General features: G+C 64.1%; 20 protein-coding genes. 6 read left to right on the top strand and 14 right to left on the bottom strand.

The features are described 5' to 3' along the window. Positions 1–38: 38 nt before the first annotated feature. The 7 genes from DH08_RS32910 to DH08_RS32880 form a co-directional block, all read right to left on the bottom strand. A complete protein-coding gene (locus DH08_RS32910) occupies positions 39–1,499 on the bottom strand; it encodes an amidase (protein ID WP_192183389.1) in 1,461 nt (486 codons plus the stop codon). Then, positions 1,496–2,401: a ribokinase gene (locus DH08_RS32905; protein ID WP_192183388.1), complete on the bottom strand. Its 906-nt coding sequence runs from the start codon at positions 2,399–2,401 to the stop codon at positions 1,496–1,498. The genes DH08_RS32910 and DH08_RS32905 overlap by 4 nt, the downstream gene beginning before the upstream one ends. Positions 2,402–2,479: 78 nt before the next feature. Further along, positions 2,480–2,962, bottom strand: coding sequence for a hypothetical protein (locus DH08_RS32900; RefSeq protein WP_192183387.1), 483 nt, complete (start codon positions 2,960–2,962; stop codon positions 2,480–2,482). Beyond that, a complete protein-coding gene (locus DH08_RS32895; protein ID WP_192183386.1) occupies positions 2,937–3,449 on the bottom strand; it encodes a hypothetical protein in 513 nt (170 codons plus the stop codon). The genes DH08_RS32900 and DH08_RS32895 overlap by 26 nt, the downstream gene beginning before the upstream one ends. After that, entirely contained in the window at positions 3,416–3,808 is a 393-nt protein-coding gene (locus DH08_RS32890) for a PDZ domain-containing protein (RefSeq protein ID WP_192183385.1), read from the bottom strand. The genes DH08_RS32895 and DH08_RS32890 overlap by 34 nt, the downstream gene beginning before the upstream one ends. 22 nt (positions 3,809–3,830) lie before the next feature. Then, complete coding sequence (locus tag DH08_RS32885; RefSeq protein WP_192183384.1) at positions 3,831–4,301, bottom strand: hypothetical protein; 471 nt, start codon at positions 4,299–4,301, stop codon at positions 3,831–3,833. A 233-nt stretch (positions 4,302–4,534) separates the two neighbouring features. Continuing rightward, on the bottom strand, positions 4,535–5,440 hold the full coding sequence (locus DH08_RS32880; RefSeq protein ID WP_192183383.1) for a methylated-DNA--[protein]-cysteine S-methyltransferase: 906 nt from the start codon (positions 5,438–5,440) through the stop codon (positions 4,535–4,537). Positions 5,441–5,554: 114 nt separating this feature from the next. On the opposite strand from DH08_RS32880, the gene DH08_RS32875 reads away from it, so the two are divergent. Continuing rightward, positions 5,555–5,917 (top strand): hypothetical protein, encoded by a 363-nt coding sequence (locus DH08_RS32875; RefSeq protein WP_192183382.1) that lies wholly within the window; start codon positions 5,555–5,557, stop codon positions 5,915–5,917. Between the two features lie 9 nt (positions 5,918–5,926). On the opposite strand, the gene DH08_RS32870 is transcribed toward DH08_RS32875, so the two are convergent. Continuing rightward, on the bottom strand, positions 5,927–6,421 hold the full coding sequence (locus DH08_RS32870) for a DUF2244 domain-containing protein (protein ID WP_192183381.1): 495 nt from the start codon (positions 6,419–6,421) through the stop codon (positions 5,927–5,929). 22 nt (positions 6,422–6,443) lie between these two features. Here DH08_RS32870 and nth point away from each other — a divergent pair, with 22 nt between their 5' ends. Next, positions 6,444–7,265: an endonuclease III gene (gene nth / locus DH08_RS32865; RefSeq protein WP_192183380.1), complete on the top strand. Its 822-nt coding sequence runs from the start codon at positions 6,444–6,446 to the stop codon at positions 7,263–7,265. Here the strand turns inward: nth and DH08_RS32860 are convergent. The 4 genes from DH08_RS32860 to DH08_RS32845 all read right to left on the bottom strand — a co-directional run bounded on the left by DH08_RS32860 (position 7,262) and on the right by DH08_RS32845 (position 10,957). Beyond that, complete coding sequence (locus DH08_RS32860) at positions 7,262–8,770, bottom strand: tripartite tricarboxylate transporter permease (RefSeq protein ID WP_192183379.1); 1,509 nt, start codon at positions 8,768–8,770, stop codon at positions 7,262–7,264. The two genes, nth and DH08_RS32860, sit on opposite strands and share 4 nt — an antisense overlap. A gap of 10 nt (positions 8,771–8,780) precedes the next feature. Beyond that, entirely contained in the window at positions 8,781–9,242 is a 462-nt protein-coding gene (locus tag DH08_RS32855) for a tripartite tricarboxylate transporter TctB family protein (RefSeq protein WP_192183378.1), read from the bottom strand. 97 nt (positions 9,243–9,339) lie between these two features. Next, entirely contained in the window at positions 9,340–10,317 is a 978-nt protein-coding gene (locus tag DH08_RS32850; RefSeq protein ID WP_192183377.1) for a tripartite tricarboxylate transporter substrate-binding protein, read from the bottom strand. A 184-nt stretch (positions 10,318–10,501) separates the two neighbouring features. Then, entirely contained in the window at positions 10,502–10,957 is a 456-nt protein-coding gene (locus tag DH08_RS32845; RefSeq protein ID WP_192183376.1) for a DUF2214 family protein, read from the bottom strand. 231 nt (positions 10,958–11,188) lie between these two features. Between DH08_RS32845 and DH08_RS32840 the strand changes: the two genes are divergently transcribed. Next, on the top strand, positions 11,189–11,728 hold the full coding sequence (locus DH08_RS32840; protein ID WP_192183375.1) for a GNAT family N-acetyltransferase: 540 nt from the start codon (positions 11,189–11,191) through the stop codon (positions 11,726–11,728). Positions 11,729–11,759: 31 nt separating this feature from the next. Here DH08_RS32840 and DH08_RS32835 read toward each other — a convergent pair whose 3' ends face one another. Further along, positions 11,760–14,240 (bottom strand): EAL domain-containing protein, encoded by a 2,481-nt coding sequence (locus DH08_RS32835; RefSeq protein ID WP_192183374.1) that lies wholly within the window; start codon positions 14,238–14,240, stop codon positions 11,760–11,762. A gap of 349 nt (positions 14,241–14,589) precedes the next feature. Further along, complete coding sequence (locus DH08_RS32830) at positions 14,590–15,321, bottom strand: IclR family transcriptional regulator (RefSeq protein WP_192183373.1); 732 nt, start codon at positions 15,319–15,321, stop codon at positions 14,590–14,592. A gap of 204 nt (positions 15,322–15,525) precedes the next feature. Between DH08_RS32830 and DH08_RS32825 the strand changes: the two genes are divergently transcribed. The 3 genes from DH08_RS32825 to DH08_RS32815 all read left to right on the top strand — a co-directional run bounded on the left by DH08_RS32825 (position 15,526) and on the right by DH08_RS32815 (position 18,698). Beyond that, positions 15,526–16,503, top strand: coding sequence for a Bug family tripartite tricarboxylate transporter substrate binding protein (locus tag DH08_RS32825; protein ID WP_192183372.1), 978 nt, complete (start codon positions 15,526–15,528; stop codon positions 16,501–16,503). 130 nt (positions 16,504–16,633) lie between these two features. Beyond that, positions 16,634–17,170, top strand: a complete 537-nt coding sequence (locus tag DH08_RS32820) for a tripartite tricarboxylate transporter TctB family protein (protein WP_192183371.1) — start codon at positions 16,634–16,636, stop codon at positions 17,168–17,170. Between the two features lie 4 nt (positions 17,171–17,174). Further along, positions 17,175–18,698, top strand: coding sequence for a tripartite tricarboxylate transporter permease (locus DH08_RS32815; RefSeq protein ID WP_192183370.1), 1,524 nt, complete (start codon positions 17,175–17,177; stop codon positions 18,696–18,698). Positions 18,699–18,700: the final 2 nt, after the last annotated feature.

Raw genomic sequence — 18,700 nt, 5'->3', positions numbered from 1 at the left:
AAGCCGGTGGAATTGGCACCGGTAGAACCAGGCTGGCTTCAGCAGGCGCCGGCCTGCCACGGCAGCGTCGCCTCATAGGCCGCTCCCGCCTTGAGCACGGCAAGGTCGCCGCGCGGCCGTCCAATCAGCTGCATGCCCATCGGCCGGTCCTTGCCGTCGAAGCCGACCGGTACGTTGAGAGCCGGACAGCCGCCCAGCGTGGCGAAGGCGGAAACCTGCATCCAGCGGTGATAGCTGTCCATGCCGCGCCCGGCCACCTGGCTCGGCCAGTGGGTGGAGACCGCGAAGGGAAAGACCTGCGCGGTCGGCAGCGCGACGAGGTCGAAGCGCTCGAACAGCGACAGCAGCGTTTTGTGCCACGACGAGCGCCGCACCGTTGCGGCGTGGATTTGCGGCGCGGTGAGGTGCAGCGCCTGCTCCACTTCCCACACGGCCTCGGGCTTGAGAAGTTTGCGCTTTGCCGGATCGTCGTAGTGGGCTTTCAGCGCGCAGCCGCTGCTTGCCTGGCGCAACGTGACAAACGCCTGCCACAGCGCTTCGAAGTCGACATCCGGCACCAGCGCCTCGCTTTGGAACGACGCGCCGGCGATCCTGCCCAAAGCTGCCTCGCAAAGATCGAGAATGCCTGCTTCCACCGGCAGATGGCCACCGAGATCGCCGAACCAGGCGATGCGGCCGCCGCCCGCCGGCGTTTGCAGTCCTTCCAGGAAAGAGCCCTGCTTGTCGTGCGAGAGCGGCGCACGCGGGTGGTAGCCGGCCTGCTCGTCGAGCAGCAGTGCGATGTCGCGCACATTGCGGCCCATCGGGCCCTCGACGCCCATCTGCGCGTGGAAGACATCGATGTCGGGACCGGCCGGGACAAGGCCCTGCGAGGGGCGGAAGCCGTAGACGTTGTTGTAGGCGGCCGGATTGCGCAGCGAGCCGCCGAGGTCGCTGCCGTCGGCGACGGGGAGCATGTCGAGCGCCAGTGCGACGGCGGCGCCGCCGCTCGAGCCGCCGGCGGTCAGCGCAGGATCGAAGGCGTTGTGCGTCGAACCGAAAACGCTGTTGTAGGTGTTGGAGCCCAGTCCGAATTCGGGAACATTGGTCTTGCCGATGACGATCGCGCCGGCCTTGCGCACGCGCTCGACGAAGAAATCATCTTCCCCGGGGACGAAATCGGCGAAGATCGGCGAGCCGAAGGTGGTTCTGAGACCCTTGGTCAGCGCAAGGTCCTTGATGGCGATCGGTAGGCCGAACAGGGTTCCCGCCTCCCCACCGCCCGCCAGATGGGCGTCGGCCGTGGCGGCTTCAGCCAGGATGTCCGCGGGGTCGCGCAGCGACACGATGGCGTTGACCTGCGGGTTCACGGCCTCGATGCGGTCGAGGAAGGCCGCGACCACCTCGCGCACGGAAAGCTGCCGGCGTCTGATACGGTCAGCCAGCTCCACCGCGGACAGGCGGCAGATCTCGCCGGCCGCCGGCACGGCATGTTTGGTGGCCGGGCGCGGGCCTGTCATCGCGCACCGGTCAGGGCGGCGTCGACATCTTTTGCCAGCGGGATCGCCGGCTGGGCGCCGGGCTTCAGGCAAGCAAGCGAGCCGGCGGCGGCGGCGCGGACGAGCGCCTGTTCGAGCGGCAGGCCGGACGACAGGCCGGCGCCGAAATAGCCGCAAAAGGTGTCGCCGGCGCCGACGGTGTCGACCGGGGTGATCTTCAGCGCCGGCACCGTCAGGAAATTGTCCGGCGTCGCGGCCAGCACGCCGTCGCCGCCGAGCGTGACGACGATGGTGCGCCCGGTCTTGCCGGCATAGTCGCGCATCCGCGCCGGGCGGTCGCGGCCGGCGAGCGACAACGCCTCGCCATAGAGGTCGAATTCGGTTTCGTTGGCGACGGCATAGTCCGCCTTGGCAAGCAGGTCGGACGCCTCCGCGCGAAACGGCGCGGTGTTGAGCACACTGATCGCGCCGGCCGCCCGGGTCGCGTCGAGCGCGGCCTCGACGGTCTGCAGCGGGATCTCGTGCTGCAGCAGCACGACATCGTTCTTCTTCAGCAGGGCTTTGGCAATGTCGGCCGGCAGCACCGAATCGTTGGCGCCCGGCACCACGGCGATGACGTTCTCGCCGTCGGCGCCGACCAGGATCAGCGCCGTGCCAGTCGAGGCGAAGCTCTCTCCGACGCCGGACAGATCGACTTTCCCATCCCTGAGCAATGCGGTTGCCTCGGCGGCGAAACTATCCTTGCCGACCGCGCCCACCATGCGCACGTTGGCGCCGGCGCGCGCGGCAGCCAATGCCTGGTTGGCGCCCTTGCCGCCGGGTGCCGTCGTGAAATTGGAGCCGCGCACCGTCTCGCCAGGTGCCGGCAAGCGGTCGACATTGGCGATGAGGTCGAGGTTGATCGAGCCGACAACGATAATCAAGAAATGCCTCCTGCTGAATGCGCGGGAGGCTAACCTGTAAGAATGCCGGTTGCCAGTCCATCCAGGTGCCGCGTCTCGTCATTCGCAGCGCACTGTGACCATGCCCTGATAGTTGCCGGCCGGAAAGATGCCTGAAGATTTGGTTGCTGTGAGGTCGACCTGGATGGTGTGGGTGCCGTTGGTGACGCGCTGCGGCGAACTGCCTGGGATGTCGGTGCCCGAGCCATCGAGGCGGAAGACGGTGGCGAAGGTGGTGTTGGTGTCGCCGCCGCTTGGCGCGGAGGTGAAGGCGATCGGTGGCGGCGCCGAAACGGAAAAGCAATCGAGCAAATTAAGTATGGTGCAGAGCAGGGAGCTTGCGGTGATGGTGGCGCCTGCGCTCGACCCGCCCGCCTGCTTGGAGCCGAATATGTTGATGGCGGGGTTCGGCGTCATCGTTCCCGAGGCGCCGATCATGATCGTGCAGGTGCCGATGATCGCCGACTGTGCCGGCAGGCAGAAGCCGGCGAGCGCGGCGAAGGCAAGCAGCGCGCTGCTATTTCTTCTTCTTTTTCTTGCCACTGCCGTCTCTGATGCTCCAGCCTTCATTGGCCCATGCTGGTGATGTGGCCGGGGGTGCGGCGGCGGTCACGCTTGCTGTCTGGCCATCGGCGCCGAGGCCCATCTTCAGCAGCTTCAGCTCCAGCTGCAGGCGCTCGACCTCGAGTTCGTAGAGGCGGCTGCAATCGATGCGCTTCGGCTTCCGCCCGATCGGGACCACGACGCGGCCGTAAGTGGCGAGGTCACTGTTCGATTGGCTGTTGCTGTTGCCTCTGATGACACCGACGTCGAGATAAGCGCCGCTGCCGGAAACGGCGGAGCGGCAGGTGGTGCCGTCGGAAGCGTGAACCTCGTCCTGGCCCTGGGGCAAGGTGACGCCGGGCAGAGTGAAGCCGGTCTGGTTCTGGTTCAGGTTCAGTATATCCTCGGCAAACCCCTGACTTACGACCGCCCAAGCGGGCAGAAAGGAGAGGGTCAGAACCTGCGATGCCCGAAAAACTTTCCGCATATCTGTGCCCTTATTTGCGTCTGCTCGCTTGGAAAGGGGATACTCTCGGTACAGATACGCACTTTACGCTCGGTCGCGCCGTCGAACGGCACGACCACCAGAACCGGGCGCGATGCCTGGCCAGCCAGCAGGAAGGCGTTCGGCGTGATCCTGGCATCGACGGGTTGGAAATTCTGGTCATAGACATGGATTTCGACGCGTATGCGCTGGTCATACGGGTTGCCCGGGAAGACCCGCACGGCGAAGGCGTCGGTAAAGGACCTGACCTCGCCGCGCATCGGCGTCATCGACTGGCCCGACGCGGCAATGGGAACGAGGGCGACAGCCAGCGCCACCGCAAGAATTCCACCTTGAGTCAAAGCTCCCTCCTTTCGCGAGGGGTCATTCGCAGCGAAGCGTGACCGTTGCCTGATAGTTGCCGGCGGAGAAGCGGTTGCTGCCGCCCTTGGTGCCGGCGAGATTGACCGCGACGGTCGAAGTGCCGGGCGCGGCAAGCGCGGTCGTGGTGCCGGTTTCCGCAATGGTGTGGGCGCCGGTGGAGGCCAAGGTCGGCGTCCAGGTGGTGGCCGTGACATCAGAGGCAGGCACGGTGGTGGATGTGACCGGATCGACGCTGAGCGAGACACCGCCCGTGGTGTCCACCTGGACGCTGCCGGCCGAACCGCCGGCATTGTGGGAGCTCAGCGACTGAAGGTTGGTGCTGACGGTCATCGTGCCGTTGGAATTCACCGTCAGCGTGCAGGTCGCGGTTATGGTGCCGTTGAACAGGACGTTTCCAGTGGCGGCCGATGCGGTCTGGTCGATACAGGCGACCAGAACAGCTGCACCGATGGCGGTGCGGAAGAGCTTCATCGAAACCTCCTATCAAGCCGGACAGTCCGACCTAACCCAAAGGTATCCTCGCTTTATCGTGGTTAATTTAGGGTAAACTTAAATAGAATTGCTTCGGCGTAGCAAAGAAAACCGGCGAAACCATAGGTTGTCGCCGGTTGTATCGCTTCTAGTCGCTGGAGAATAATTATAGGAATACTTGTTGATACTGATATATGCGGTTTTATGCAATTGGAACGGAAAAAATCGACGTTTCAGGACGCGACCTGCCCAGCCTCCCAGCCGAGGATAGCGCGCTTGCGCGTCAGGCCCCAGTGATAACCGGTGAGCGCTCCGGATTTGCCAAGCGCGCGATGGCAGGGCACGACGAAAGACATCGGGTTGGCGCCGACCGCCGCACCCACCGCCCGGCTGGCGTTCGGTGCGCCGATCCTTTCGGCGATCGAGGAGTAGGTGCAGGCCTTGCCCATCGGGATGCGCAACAGGGCTTCCCAGACGCGCAGCTGGAAGTCGGTACCGATCATCACCACGCGCAGCGGCTGGTCGGCGCGCCACAGCGTCGGATCGAAGATGCGCGCCGCATAGGGCGCGGTGGCGCTCATGTCCTCGACATAGTTGGCGTTCGGCCAGCGGCTGGACATGTCGGCGAAGGCCGCCCGCTCGCCGCCCGCATCGTTGAAGGCGAGGCCGGCGAGCCCGCGGTCGGTGACCATGATCAGGGCAATACCGAAGGGCGAGATGTGGTAGCCGTAGCGGATGGTGAGGCCCGCGCCACGCGTCTTGTAGTCGCCCGGCGACATCGCTTCGTGGGTGACGAAGAGATCGTGCAGCCGGCTAGGTCCTGACATGCCAAGCTCGAACGAGGTTTCGAGCAGCGGCATGCCGGAATCGAGCAGCTTGCGCGCATGGTCGAGCGTAACCGCCTGCAGGAAGGCCTTGGGTGACAGACCGGCCCAGCGCGTGAACAGTTTTTGCAGGCCGGTCGGGGTCTCGCCGACCTCCTCGGCCAGAACCTCCAGCGAGGGCTGGTCGCGATAGTCGAGACTGATCTTCTCGATGGCGCGGCGGACCACCTCATAGTCGCTGCCTTCGGGCGTGATGTCGTTCTGCAGAATGGCTGACGGTTTCATCCGGGTATTCATGGTCATCTGGGCGTTCATGGCAATATCTCCTTGACCGCGAATATCGTTCCTCTCGCCCTTTGCCACCACCCGAAACTTGCCTTCCCGCCGCCCGTACCCAGATAGAGTCGGCTCGAACGGAAGTGGACAATCATGGCCGGCGAGAAGGTAAATCTGACCGAGGCAAGGGAGACCTTGCTGTTGACGCCGTACGGCAAGGCGCTGGAGAGCCGGCTACCCCATTCGCTGCTTGAGAATCGGTTCGCCGACGAGGCGGTGCGCAAGATCGATTATGATTTTTCCAGACTCAAGGTTGATGGCAATCTCGGCATCGGGCTGGCGATCAGAGCAAAGACGCTGGACGTCCACGTTCAGGACCGGTTCGTCGAGGACATCTCGGCCTACAAGCCGGAACAAGCGGCCCGTATGAGCAGGGTAGCGAAACTGTTCGTTCGCCTTTGGAAATACATTTCCGCACTGCGCAAGATCGGCAGGCTTTTGCGCTATCGGCTCTGAAGTGCTTGTTCAGCGCGCCTTGGCGGTTGCCAGCGCGCGTGAAAAGGCCGCGGCAAAGCTCTCGCGGTCGTCGGGATTGAGGAAACCGCCGATCGGAACAGTCTTCCCTTGAGCCTCCACCGCCATCCTGGTGATGCCGATCTCGGCATGGCGGGCGATCGAGAAACGCGACCAGAACGGATTGAAGCGATGCGCTTCCGATTTGCCTGACGGCGCCGTCTTGCGGATGTCGAGGCTGGTTCGGGAGACCGACACCTCTTCTCGGGCGCGGGCGGCGCGGTAGTTGGCGCGGAAGGCGATGTAGACGCCGATCACGTCGAGGCCGAAGAAGCCGAACACCGGCCAGGCGCCGCGCGACAGGAAGAACGCCCCGGTCGCCAGCGAGCCGAACAGCAGCGCGCCCATCAGCACGAAAAAGCCGGTGCGGCCGAGCGAGCGGTGCGGTGTCAGCAAAGCGTGGAAGAAGGGCTCGTCGGCCTGGAAAGAGGCGTTTGTGTCGCTCATGCCGGGATATTATAGGAAGGGTATGGCGAGCCCCAAGTCCAAAAAATCCTCGATGCCCGAAAATTCCCCGATGCCCAAGAAGGAATTGCCGCCCGGCCGGCGCGACGGCTCGAACGCCAAGCCGCGACCGCGGCCCGCGCGGCCCCGTTCGATCTACAGCCAAGCCGAGGTGCATGAGATATTCCGGCGCTTTTCCGTGCAGCGGCCGGAGCCAAAAGGCGAGCTCGAGCATGTCAACGCCTTCACGCTGCTGGTGGCGGTGGTGCTTTCGGCTCAAGCTACCGATGCCGGTGTCAACAAGGCGACGCGGGCGCTGTTCAAGGTCGCCGACACGCCGCAAAAGATGCTGGCGCTGGGCGAGGCAAAGGTCGGCGATTACATCCGCACGATCGGGCTCTGGCGCAACAAGGCCAGGAACGTGATTGCGCTGTCGCAGGCGCTGATCGCCGACCATGACGGCGAGGTGCCCGACGACCGCGAGCAACTGGTCAAGTTGCCGGGAGTCGGGCGCAAGACCGCCAATGTCGTGCTCAACATGGCCTTCGGCCAGCACACGATGGCGGTCGACACGCATATACTGCGCATCGGCAACCGGCTCGGCCTGGCGCCCGGCAAGACGCCGGAGCAGGTCGAGCAGGGGCTGCTTAAGATTATTCCGGACGAGTACATGCGCCACGCGCATCACTGGCTGATCCTGCATGGCCGCTATGTCTGCAAGGCGCGCAAGCCGGACTGCCCGGCCTGCGTCATCGCCGATATCTGCAAGGCGGCGGAGAAGACGACCGACATGCCGGCGCCTTTGGTGCCGATCGGGCCGCTCGGCCCGGCGGACGAAGTGGCTTAATTCTCCTCCACAAACACCTCTTCGCGCTTCTTCTTGACCGCGGGCAGGAAGACGATGACGAGCACGGCGAGCGCAATGAAGAGAAGACCGGCACTGATCGGTCTCGTCACGAACGTGCTCGGGTCGCCGCGCGAGAGAATCATGGCGCGGCGCAGGTTTTCCTCAAGCAGCGGGCCGAGCACGAAGCCGAGCAGCAGTGGCGCGGGTTCGCAGCGCAGTTTGGTCAGGAGGTAGCCGAGGACGCCGAAGAAGGCGACCGCGTAGAGGTCGTAGACGTTGGTATTGACGCTGTAAACGCCGATCGAGCAGAACGCCATGATGATCGGGAAGAGCACGTAATAAGGGATCGTGAGAAGCTTCACCCAAAGCCCGATCAGCGGCAGGTTCAGGACGATCAGCATCAGATTGCCGATCCACATCGAGGCGATGATGCCCCAAAACAGCGCCGGCTGTTCGGTCGCGACATTGGGGCCGGGCACGATGCCCTGGATGATCATCGCGCCGATCATCAGCGCCATGACCGGATTGGCCGGAATGCCGAGCGTCAGCATGGGGATGAAGGAGGTCTGGGCGCCGGCATTGTTGGCCGATTCCGGTCCGGCGACGCCTTCGATGGCGCCTTTGCCGAACTCCCCGGGGTTTTTCGATACGCGCTTTTCGACCGTGTAGGAGGCAAAGGCCGCAAGGATCGCGCCACCTCCCGGCAGGATGCCGAGCGCCGAACCGATGATGGTTCCGCGCACGATGGGCGCCGCCATGCGGCGAAAGTCCTCGCGGGTCGGCATCAGGCCGGAGACCTTGCGGATCAGCACGGAGCGCTCGTGCTCGTTCTCGAGGTTGCGCAGGATCTCGGCGACGCCGAAGACGCCGACCGCCACCGCGACGAAATTCAGCCCGTCGGCATACTCGGTGATGCCGAGCGTGAAGCGCGGCGTGCCGGTGTAGATGTCGGTGCCGACAATGCCGAGCAGCAGGCCGAGCACGACCATCGCCAGCGCCTTGACGATCGAGCCGTGGGCGAGCGCGATGGACGAGACGAGGCCGACGATCATCAGCGAAAAATACTCGGCCGCGCCGAACTCCAGCGCTATCGCCGTCAGCGGCGGGGCAAAGATGGCGACAAGGAAGGTCGACACCGTGCCGGCAAAGAACGAGCCTATCGCCGCGATCGCGAGTGCCGCCCCGGCGCGGCCGTTCTTGGCCATCTGGTAGCCGTCGATTGCGGTGACGGCTGACGAGGATTCGCCGGGCATGTTGATGAGAATGGCGGTGGTCGAGCCGCCATATTGCGCGCCGTAATAGATGCCGGCGAGCATGATGAGCGAGGAAACCGGGTCGCCGATCTGGAAGGTGATCGGCAAGAGCATGGCGATGGTTGCGGTGGCGCCGATGCCGGGCAGGACGCCGATCAGCGTGCCGAGAAGGACGCCGATCAGGCAGAAACCGAGATTTGTCAGCGATGTGGCCGTCGAGAAGCCGAGCGCCAGGTTGGCGAGGAGTTCCATGGTCATCTCCTCACAATGGTAGCCACGGGCCAAAGCGCTGGAACGGCAGGCCGAGTGCGTAGCTGAAGACGACGAACGCAAACAGCGTCAGCCCGGCCGACAGCACGAGCGCGGTCAGCGGCTTCATGCGGCCGCTGGCAAAGGATGCGATCAGCGCCGTCAGGAAGATCGAAGGGATGAAGCCGAGGCCGCGCACCGTCAGGCCGAAGAAGATCGGAGCGGGAAGGATGAACAACATGCCGCGCCACGCAATGTGGCCTATTGGCTCGCTCTCGAAGCGCACCGCCTGGACCAGGATCACAACACCAAGCAGGATCAGCACGATCGCCAGGATCAGCGGGAAATAGCCCGGACCCATGCGGAAGGCAGTGCCGATTTCGAGGCCGAGCGACTGAGCCGCGAAAAATGCACCGAAAGCGATGAACAGGGCGGCGCATAGGCCGTTGGTCCTGTCGATTGCGAAAGGCTTCATGATTTTCCTCCCAGACCCGCGCCGCGGGCGCGACGATGCAATGCGAAAACGGGGGCCGAAGCGAAAATGGGGCGCCGGTGGCGCCCCGTTCAAAACCTCAGTCGGCGTACTGGCCGGCGGCTTCGATGATCGGCTTCCAACGCGTTATCTCACCTTCCAGCTTGGCCTTCAGCGCGGCCGGCGTCGCGTCGGCCTCGGGCGACGGTTTGGTGCCGAGTTCGGCGAAGCGGGCGGCGACGTTCTGGTCCTTCAGCGCGACCTGCAGCGATTTCGACAGGCGTTCGGTGATCTCGGCCGGCGTGCCCTTGGGGGCGTAGATGGCGTGCCAGATGCCGACCTGCACCTCGGCAAGGCCGCCTTCCGTCGTTGTCGGGACGTCAGGCAGCACATCGAGGCGTTCCGGCGAGGTCACGGCGTAGGCCTTGATCGTGCCGCCCTGGATCTGCTTCGTGGTATTGGTCGTCTGGTCGCACATGATGTCGACCTGGCCACCGAGAAGATCGGTCATGGCCGGGCCGGTGCCCTTGTAGGGCACGGTGACCAGCGGCGTCTTGATGGCGCTCATGAACAGCATGCCGCACAAATGCGAGGCCGCACCGATGCCGGCATTGGCGACGGTGACAGTATCCTTGTTGGCCTTGGCGTACTCGACCAACCCCTTCAAATCGGTCGGCTCGAGATCCTTGCGGCCAACGACCGTCATTGGCACCTCCGTGACGAGGCCGACATATTCGAAGGCGTTCAGCGTGTCGTAGGCGAGCTTCCGGTAAAGCGTCGCGCTGGTCGCCATGCCGATATGATGCAGGAGCAGCGTATAGCCGTCCGGCTCCGCCTTCGCGACGCGGCCGGCGCCCAACGTGCCGCCGGCGCCGCCGACATTCTCGACGATGACCTGCTGGCCGAGATCCTTCGACATCGCTTCCGCGACGAGGCGTGTGACCGTGTCGGTCGGGCCGCCGGCCGCAAACGGCACAACAACGGTGATGGTGCGTTCAGGATAGGTCTGCGCGTCCGCAGCGAACGGATAAAGCGTAACGGCCGCGGCGGCGGCCAGAGCGGCGACAAATTTTCTCATCGTGATTTCCTCCCAGGATATGAACCTCCAACCACTGCGCGGCGTTCCTCTCAACACCGGCTGCGGATGCGGCAACAACTAGCGCAAGCTAGCAGATTGCAATCGGACTCAAACAGCAAACTGCGATTATCCGCAACCGTCCGCGCTCTGTGGGGAAAGATGCCTTGGCGGGATGCGGTTCGGTCTAGTATCCGTAGCCGCGCGCCATTGCCGCCGCGAAGACCGGGATGAGCAGGAAGACGACGGCTTCCGCCCGGACATAGGTGCGCACGGATGTCAGTTCCGCCGACGGCACCTGGAAGCCATGGCTGGCGGCGGCCTGCCTGTTCCAGGAGATGAAGCGGATGGTCGGGATGATCGACAGCAGGCCGACGATGGCGAAGGCCGCCATCTTGGCCCAGAACATCCAGTTGTAGACGTAGAACTCCCAGCCCTTCAGGCCATAGAAGACGCGGCCGATGCCGACGATGATGATGAGCGTGGCAATGATGCCGTAATGACGATCGATGCCGGCAAGCCGCTTGAGCGTCGCGGCAGGCAAGTCGCCGCGGATCAGCACAAATTCGGCGCCGATAATGCCGGCCAGCGAAAACACCAGCAGATGATGGACGATGGCCAGCACAAGGTCGGTGGTATCCATGCTTTCTCCCTTCGATCGGACGGCGCGGCAAGGAACGCCTGAAGCGGCACCGGGCGAAGAGTAGCATCGCCGGGCGAAATTCCCAGATACGCCGGTGGTGGGCACCTGACCGTCGGCGCTATTGACGCCATCTGCAGTCCGGTCGTCCTGGAGGATGATCCATGCTGTCGTGGCCCTTGCTCCACGCAAGCCATTTGCTAGGCGCAGGACAACTCAACCGAGGCAAATTCCATGGTCAGTCCAAAGGCAGCCAGCGTACCTGTCATCGAAACGGCGCGCACCATTCTCAGGGCGCACCGGCTGGATGATTTCGACGCCTATGTCGCCATGTGGGCCGATCCCGGCGTCACCCGTTTCATCGGCGGCAAGCCGCGCACGCGCGAGGAAAGCTGGATGCGCTTCCTGCGCCATGCCGGCCTGTGGTCGCTTCTGGGCTACGGCTTCTGGGCGATCGAGGACAAGGCCACCGGCCGCTTCATCGGCGAGGCCGGCTTCCACGACCTCAAGCGCGACATCGAGCCGTCGATCGAGGGCGTGCCGGAGGCCGGCTGGGCTCTGGCGCCGCAGGCGCACGGCCAAGGGCTGGCCAGCGAAGTCGTGAGACGGATCCTGGCCTGGGGCGACGAGACGTTCCAGGGCGCAAGAACCGTCTGCATCATCGATCCCGAAAACACCGCTTCGCTGAATGTCGCGGCAAAGTGCGGCTATATTGAAGTGCTCAGGACCACCTATCACGATGGTGCGACGATCCTCCTGGAGCGGCAGGCTTAGCGCAATTCCAGGAAAGGGCGCGGCGGCTCCGTTATCCGAGCTTGCGCAACTTGCGCGCAAGGTCGCTCCAAGGGTCGTCGATGCCCGGTCCTGCACCAGTTTTCAGCAGGGGCGTCGAAGCGTCGAAAGGTTGCGGCCGGGCGATCGCATAGCCCTGGGCGTAGTCGACACCGATCGTCTTCAAAGCCTCGACGATGCCGTCGTTTTCGACGAACTCGGCGATGGTTCGCTTGCCCATCACCTTGCCGATATGATGGATCATCTCGACCATGGCACGATCGATCCGGTCCTCCAGCATGTCCTTGACGAAGCTGCCGTCGATTTTCAGATAATCGACGGGCAGGTGCTTCAGATAGGCGAAGGACGACATGCCGGCGCCAAAGTCGTCGAGGGCGAAGCAGCAGCCCAGTTCGCGCAGGTCGGCTATGAAACGCATGGCGTTGGTGAGGTCGGCAATCGCGCTGGTCTCCGTGATCTCCAGGCAGATCATGCCGGGCGGAATGCCATGGACGTCGAATTGTTCGCGCAGGAAGGCGAGGAAGGTGTCGTCGCCGAAACTTGCGCCGGATAGGTTGATCGCGCAGGTGGCAATGGGAGCGGCCTGCGCGTTGGCAAGGCGGGCAGCCAGAACGCCGAAAGTGTTGCGCACGACCCAGCGGTCGATCGACGGCATCAGGCCATAACGCTCGGCTGCCGGGATGAAGCTGGCCGGCGAAACGATGAGGCCATCCTCGTCGGTCAACCGCAGCAGTATTTCTATATGGGCGCCGGCCTCGGCCGCGGCGGCGTTGAGCGGCCAGATCTCCTGGGCGTGAAGCTTGAAGCGGTCTTCTTCCAGCGCGGCATGCAGGCGCTGAACCCAGGCCATTTCGCTGAAACGATCGCGCAAGGCCGTGTCGCTGTCACTGTGCAGCTGGACCCGGTTGCGGCCTTTCTCCTTGGCGATGTAGCAGGCGACATCGGCTGCCTGCAGGGTATCCTTGAGCGTGATTTCGGCATCGGTGATCTCGACCATGCCGATGCTGACGCTCATGTTGAAAGGCCTGCCGCTCCAAGCAAAATGCAGGTCCTGAACGGTCGCGCGCAGCCGTTCGGCGATTTCGGACGCGAGATCCGGATCGCAATCGAAGAGTAGGACGCCGAACTCGTCGCCGCCCACGCGAGCCAGTATGTCGTCGGGCCGCAGCTCATTGCCGAGCAGCATGGAAACCTGCCGCAAGAGTTGGTCGCCGGCCGCATGACCACAGGTGTCGTTGACGAGCTTGAACTGGTCGAGGTCCAGGTACATCAACGCGTGCTGGCGCGGCCGATGGTGCAGGTCCGCGATCGCCTTTTGCAGGCTGCTCTCGAAGGTGCGTCGGTTGGTGAGCCCGGTCAGCCCGTCATGCGATGCCTGCCATGACAGCCGCTCGATGTAATCCTGTTCGCGCGTCATATCGTGGAAGGCCAGCACGGCGCCGACGATCTGGCCGGAAACCAGCAGCGGCGCGCCTGTCAGCGCGACAGGAACGACGGAGCCATCGGCGCGTCGCAACAATTGCGGCCGTTCATTGGAGTGCAGTGGCTCGCCTGCCAGGAGGCGTTCCATCAGCCGGTGCTCCTCGATGCCGCTGTCCCTGTCGACCAGCCTGAACAGTGATGCGATCGGTTGGCCTCTTGCTTCGCTGAACGGCCGCTCCAGCAGACGTTCCGCGACTGCGTTCATGTAATCCAGCCGCCCGTCCGCACCCGTGCTGATGACAGCCTGGCCAATCGAGGCCAACGTGATCTGGGCGCGCTCGCGTTCGGCGTTGAGGGCGATCTGGAAAGCCTGACGCTGCGCCAGGAGTTTGCGGGTGCGCCACACGGCAAGCAGGATGAGCAAGGCGGCGGTAACCAGGTTCGCCAGCGTCAGTGCCATCTTGATGAAGCGGGAGCCTTCGCCGAGGCTGTCGGAGAAGGACTTTGACAGCGGTCCGATCTGATGGTTGAAGCGGTGAATCTCCGCCTTCCAGACGGCGATCTGCGCCGCTGTTGGCGGACTTTCCTCATACTTCTGGTGTATCTCGGTGCCGAGGCGGTCGAGCGCCAGGATCATGCCGTCGGCGGCGGTCCAGTGCTGGATGGCGATGTCGAGGTAGCTCACATCACGAAAGTTCTGGAACAGCCAGATCATCCCCGGCACGTCGTCGGGGTGATTTCTGCCTTGCAGGAAGCCGGCGCGCGCCACGCTGATGTCGGGTTCGGGCTGCTCGAGGGCAAGCCGCGCCGAATGATCGGCGAGCGGAACCGCAATGGCTGCGCGGTATTCATCGAAGAACTCTTGCCTGCCGGTGTCGGCATAGAGGCTGAGAAAATAGATGGCCTGCTTCTGTCCCTTCGACCAGTGGCTCTCGCCGCCGACATAGGCGCGAACCGCCGACAGGGTGTAGAGGCTGCCGCTGGCCAGCAGGGCCTGGACGAGAACCACGAGGATGAAGGGCCAGACCAGCCCGAGCAGACGGGGGCTGGTATCTGCCGGTGACAGCCTCATCAAGCTTCCATGGGAATAGCCATGGCCCCCCGTTGATTTGCCCTGCCGGCTGATCCATATGCCGGCCAGGTGTCGCGTTCTCCCCCCAGGTCGCGCTGCAGTCGGCGACAGCAGTTCGATTAGCATATTGGCCTTAACAGCCAATAAACTCTTCGTATATTTCGTTTCGAGATTTGCATATCGCAGCAAAAACAGATTGCGTAGCGTTTTGCCTATGATTTTCTGATAAATTTCGTTGCATTCGATTGGTTTTGAATGCTCTTAACTGTCTGACGTCTGTAATGCAGGAGAGCAGGCGCAGACCAGAAACCGTGGACACGCCGGCGCTTTACGCGTGGGGATCGGCTTTCTATAGGGCATGTTCGAGCATTGATGCGTCTTCCCCGAAAGCGCGCGTGGCGCGGGCTGCCGCCTCCAGCAGGGATGGCGTCATGCGCCGCAGAAAGGCGGCATCGACACGCGCGCTCGGGCCGGCCAGCGTCAGCACGCCAAGCAGGGTGCGCCCCGGGCCGAACACCGGTGCGGACACGCCCGCCGTTTCGGGGTCGCGGTCGCCCAACGACAGATGATGATAGGTCGCGCGGATGGTTTCGTAGGGCTCGCCCGGCTCGCCGGAGAACGCCGCAAGCACGCGGCCTCCCGAACCCAGTCGCAGCGGCAGCACGTCGCCTTCCCTGATCGTGTAGCGGATCGGATGCTTGGATTCGACGCGGTAGAGACAGGTGCGGACATCGCCCGAGCGGACGTAGAAGGCGACGCTCTCCCAGCTCTGCTCGGCCAGATCGCGCATGATCGGCAGCAGGATGTCGGCCGCCGCCACCGAACGCTGGTAGATCGCGCCGAGCCGGAAGGTGGCGGGGCCGACACGGTAGCGGCCATCGTCGAGACGTTCCAGCAATTGGCCTCGCAGCAGCGAGCCCGCCAGCCGCAGGATCGTGCTCTTGTAGAGACCGGTGCGTGCGGCGATTTCTGCAAGGCTGAGCGACTTGTCAACCGAGGCGAAGGCGTCGAGAATGGCGATGGCGCGATCGAGTGCGGCAACGCCGACCGCCGGTGCGGATCTGGACCGTATGTCATTCATCTGCTTGACGATTTCGTTTCGGTTCCCGGTTCGGACGAAGACCCCAACCGGGCAAACTATGCCGGATACCATGCGTTCTGTCTAGTAGAATGCTGTTCCTGTTGACAGAACGCGGTAACATCTGCTTGAACTTGATGGCGGGTCTGAATTCAGGCCACGTTTTTGGCAGGCACCGGAGGAGGTGTCGCGATTTGGAGGAATCCCATGCTGAACAGACGTAAATTCCTGACAAGCACCGCCGCGGCAGGCGCCGCCGGTTTCGCCGCACTGCACTTCACACCCGCTTTCGCACAGGACGCACCGCAGATCCAGATCTTCGTGCCGGCGGCGCCCGGTGGCGGCTGGGACCAGACGGCGCGCACCATCGACCAGGTGCTGCGTTCCGAGAAGCTGATCTCCGGCTCGCAGATCACCAATGTCGGCGGCGCCGGCGGCACGGTCGGCCTGCCGCAGTTCGTCAACCAGTGGAACGGCAAGGGCAATTCGCTGATGGTGGCCGGCATGGTCATGGTCGGTGCCATCATCGCCAACAAGTCGGCCAACAACCTCACCGAGGTGACGCCGATCGCGCGCCTCACCGGCGAATTCGAAGCGCTGGTGGTGCCGGCCGCCTCGCCGTTCAAGACGGCCGCCGATTTCGTCGCCGCGCTGAAGGCGGATCCGACCAAGGTGCCGGTGGCCGGCGGTTCCGCCGGCGGCTCGGACCATATTCTGTTCGGCCTGATCGCCAAGACGGCCGGCGTGCCGGCGACCAACCTTTCCTACGTGCCGTTCGCCGGCGGTGGCGAGGCCCTTTCGGCTCTGCTCGGCAACCAGGTCGCTGCCGGCATTTCCGGCTATGGCGAGTTCGCCGAACAGGTCAAAGCGGGCGCGCTGCGGCTGCTCGCGATCTCCGCCGACAAGCGCCAGGATGGCATCGACGCGCCGACGCTGAAGGAGGCCGGCATCGATGTCGAACTGTTCAACTGGCGCGGCGTCTTTGCACCGCCCGGTGTCTCGGACGCCGACAAGGCCGCCATGGTCACGCTGATCGAGACCATGGCCAAGAGCGAGGCCTGGGCAACGGAGTGCAAGAACCGCAACTGGACGCAGATCCTGCTCACCGGTGACGACTATGCCAAGTTCCTCACCGAGGACACGGCCCGTATCGCTGCGATCCTCAAGGATCTCGGCCTCGCCTGATGCTTTCCAAGGGGGCGGCCCGCGCCGCCCCTTTTTGGAGGCTCCGCAACCGCATGGACATGTGATCCATCGCGGGTAAGACTGCGGTCAGGGCCGGCCGTGGGAGGCCGGCCATCTTGGGAGGACATTCATGAGCACCAGCGACCAGCAGGAGCCGCCGCGGCACCTTGCAATGCCCGAACTGTTGATCGGCATCGGGCTTCTCGCCTGCGCCGCGGCCGTGGCCTGGCAGACGCTGGCGATCCCGGTATCGCCGCTTTACTCCAAGGTCGGCCCGACCGTCTTTCCCTATCTCACCATGACAGGCATGTTGGTGCTTTCCCTGCTCCTCATCGTCGCCGCGCTGAGGGGCGGCTGGCAGCCGGCGGAGGAAAAGGAAACGCCGACCGACTGGAAGGCGATGGGCTTCGTGGCTGCCGGACTGGTCGCCAACCTGCTGCTGATCCATCCGCTGGGCTTCACCGCCGCCTCGGTGATCATGTTCGTCCTCATCTGCTACGGGTTCGGCAGCAAGCATCCGTTGCGCGATGCACTGCTTGGACTGATCCTGGCGCTCGCGGCCTATTTCGGTTTCGCCAGAGCGCTTGGTGTCAACATCGGCGCCGGCTTCATCGAGAACCCGCTGAACACGGTCATCAACGCGATCATCGGCATGGCGAGGGGCTGAAGCGATGGAAACTCTCAATCAGCTCGCCCATGGATTTTCGGTCGCCTTCACGCCGGTCAACCTCATGTGGTGCCTGCTCGGCACGACATTGGGAACGGCGATCGGCGTGCTGCCCGGCCTCGGGCCGGCGCTGACCATCGCCTTGCTCTTGCCGATCACCTACCAGGTGGCGCCGGAGGCCTCCTTCATCCTGTTCGCCGGTATCTATTACGGTGCTATGTATGGCGGCTCGACGACGTCGATCCTGCTCAACACGCCGGGCGAAAGCGCCACCATCGTCACGGCGCTGGAAGGCAACAGGATGGCGCGCTCCGGCCGCGGCGGCGCGGCATTGGCGACGTCGGCGATCGGCTCCTTTGTCGCCGGCACCATCGGCACTCTGGGCGTCGCCTTCCTGGCGCCGATCGTGGTCAAGTTCGCGCTGGCATTCGGGCCGGCCGAGTATTTCTCGCTGATGGTGCTGGCCTTCATCACCGTGTCGGCGGTGCTCGGCTCGTCGTCGGTGCGGGGGCTCACCAGCCTGTTCGCCGGCTTCGTCATTGGCATGATCGGCGTCGACCTGCAGACGGGCCAGCCACGCTTCACTTTCGGCATGGGCGAACTGCTCGACGGTGTCGACGTCATCATCGTTGCGGTCGGCCTGTTCGCGGTCGGCGAGACGCTCTACATGGCGTCGCGCCGCTACGCCGGCAAGGACGAGATCGTGCCACTGAAAGGCTCGCTCTACATGACCGCGGCCGAATGGGGACGCTCGTGGAAGGCGTGGCTGCGCGGTGCGGCGATCGGCTTTCCGATCGGCGCCATGCCGGCCGGCGGCGCCGAAATCCCGACCTTCCTGTCCTACGCCATCGAGAAGAAGCTTTCGAAACACAAGGAGGAGTTCGGCACGGTCGGCGCCATCGAAGGCGTTGCCGGTCCGGAAGCGGCCAACAATGCCTCGGCCGCCGGCGTGCTGGTGCCGATGCTGACGCTCGGCCTGCCGACCTCGGCGACCGCGGCGATCATGCTGTCGGCCTTCCAGAGCTACGGCATCAATCCAGGGCCGCTGCTCTTGACGACGCAGGCCAATCTGGTTTGGGGCCTGATCGCCAGCCTGTTCATCGCCAACGTCATCCTGGTCATCCTCAATTTGCCGCTGATCGGGCTCTGGGTGCGGCTGTTGAAAATCCCGGCGCCGCAGCTCTATGCGGGCATCCTGGTCTTTGCCACCGTCGGCACCTACGGCATCTCGCAATCGCCGATCGATCTGGTGATCCTGTATCTGCTGGGTGCTGCCGGCTTCCTGATGCGGCGCTTCGATTTCCCGACCGCGCCTGTGATCATCGGCATGATCCTCGGGCCGCTGGCCGAGACGCAGTTCCGTCGGGCGATGACCATCTCGAATGGCGACTGGTCGGTGTTCTACACGCACAAGCTGTCGCTGACGCTGCTGACGCTGGCCTTCATCGGCCTGGCGGGGCCGCATATCTGGGCCTTCATCGAGCATCGCCGGCGGCGCGGGCCAGAGAATGTGCCCGGCGATGCCTGACC

Source organism: Mesorhizobium amorphae (assembly GCF_014843845.1).
In the GTDB taxonomy this organism is placed as follows: Bacteria; Pseudomonadota; Alphaproteobacteria; order Rhizobiales; family Rhizobiaceae; genus Mesorhizobium; species Mesorhizobium amorphae_A.
The sequence above is the reverse complement of the archived record's forward strand: the minus strand, read 5'-3'. Positions and strand labels throughout refer to the sequence as shown.

Excerpts from the sequence above, each read along its gene's own strand:
- DH08_RS32910 (WP_192183389.1), bottom strand. The coding sequence starts at position 1,499 with ATGACAGGCCCGCGCCCGGCCACCAAACATGCCGTGCCGGCGGCCGGC.
- DH08_RS32895 (WP_192183386.1), bottom strand. The coding sequence starts at position 3,449 with ATGCGGAAAGTTTTTCGGGCATCGCAGGTTCTGACCCTCTCCTTTCTG.
- DH08_RS32885 (WP_192183384.1), bottom strand. The coding sequence starts at position 4,301 with ATGAAGCTCTTCCGCACCGCCATCGGTGCAGCTGTTCTGGTCGCCTGT.
- DH08_RS32880 (WP_192183383.1), bottom strand. The coding sequence starts at position 5,440 with ATGAACGCCCAGATGACCATGAATACCCGGATGAAACCGTCAGCCATT.
- DH08_RS32875 (WP_192183382.1), top strand. The coding sequence starts at position 5,555 with ATGGCCGGCGAGAAGGTAAATCTGACCGAGGCAAGGGAGACCTTGCTG.
- DH08_RS32870 (WP_192183381.1), bottom strand. The coding sequence starts at position 6,421 with ATGAGCGACACAAACGCCTCTTTCCAGGCCGACGAGCCCTTCTTCCAC.
- nth (WP_192183380.1), top strand. The coding sequence starts at position 6,444 with ATGGCGAGCCCCAAGTCCAAAAAATCCTCGATGCCCGAAAATTCCCCG.
- DH08_RS32860 (WP_192183379.1), bottom strand. The coding sequence starts at position 8,770 with ATGGAACTCCTCGCCAACCTGGCGCTCGGCTTCTCGACGGCCACATCG.
- DH08_RS32855 (WP_192183378.1), bottom strand. The coding sequence starts at position 9,242 with ATGAAGCCTTTCGCAATCGACAGGACCAACGGCCTATGCGCCGCCCTG.
- DH08_RS32850 (WP_192183377.1), bottom strand. The coding sequence starts at position 10,317 with ATGAGAAAATTTGTCGCCGCTCTGGCCGCCGCCGCGGCCGTTACGCTT.
- DH08_RS32845 (WP_192183376.1), bottom strand. The coding sequence starts at position 10,957 with ATGGATACCACCGACCTTGTGCTGGCCATCGTCCATCATCTGCTGGTG.
- DH08_RS32840 (WP_192183375.1), top strand. The coding sequence starts at position 11,189 with ATGGTCAGTCCAAAGGCAGCCAGCGTACCTGTCATCGAAACGGCGCGC.
- DH08_RS32835 (WP_192183374.1), bottom strand. The coding sequence starts at position 14,240 with ATGAGGCTGTCACCGGCAGATACCAGCCCCCGTCTGCTCGGGCTGGTC.
- DH08_RS32830 (WP_192183373.1), bottom strand. The coding sequence starts at position 15,321 with ATGAATGACATACGGTCCAGATCCGCACCGGCGGTCGGCGTTGCCGCA.
- DH08_RS32825 (WP_192183372.1), top strand. The coding sequence starts at position 15,526 with ATGCTGAACAGACGTAAATTCCTGACAAGCACCGCCGCGGCAGGCGCC.
- DH08_RS32820 (WP_192183371.1), top strand. The coding sequence starts at position 16,634 with ATGAGCACCAGCGACCAGCAGGAGCCGCCGCGGCACCTTGCAATGCCC.
- DH08_RS32815 (WP_192183370.1), top strand. The coding sequence starts at position 17,175 with ATGGAAACTCTCAATCAGCTCGCCCATGGATTTTCGGTCGCCTTCACG.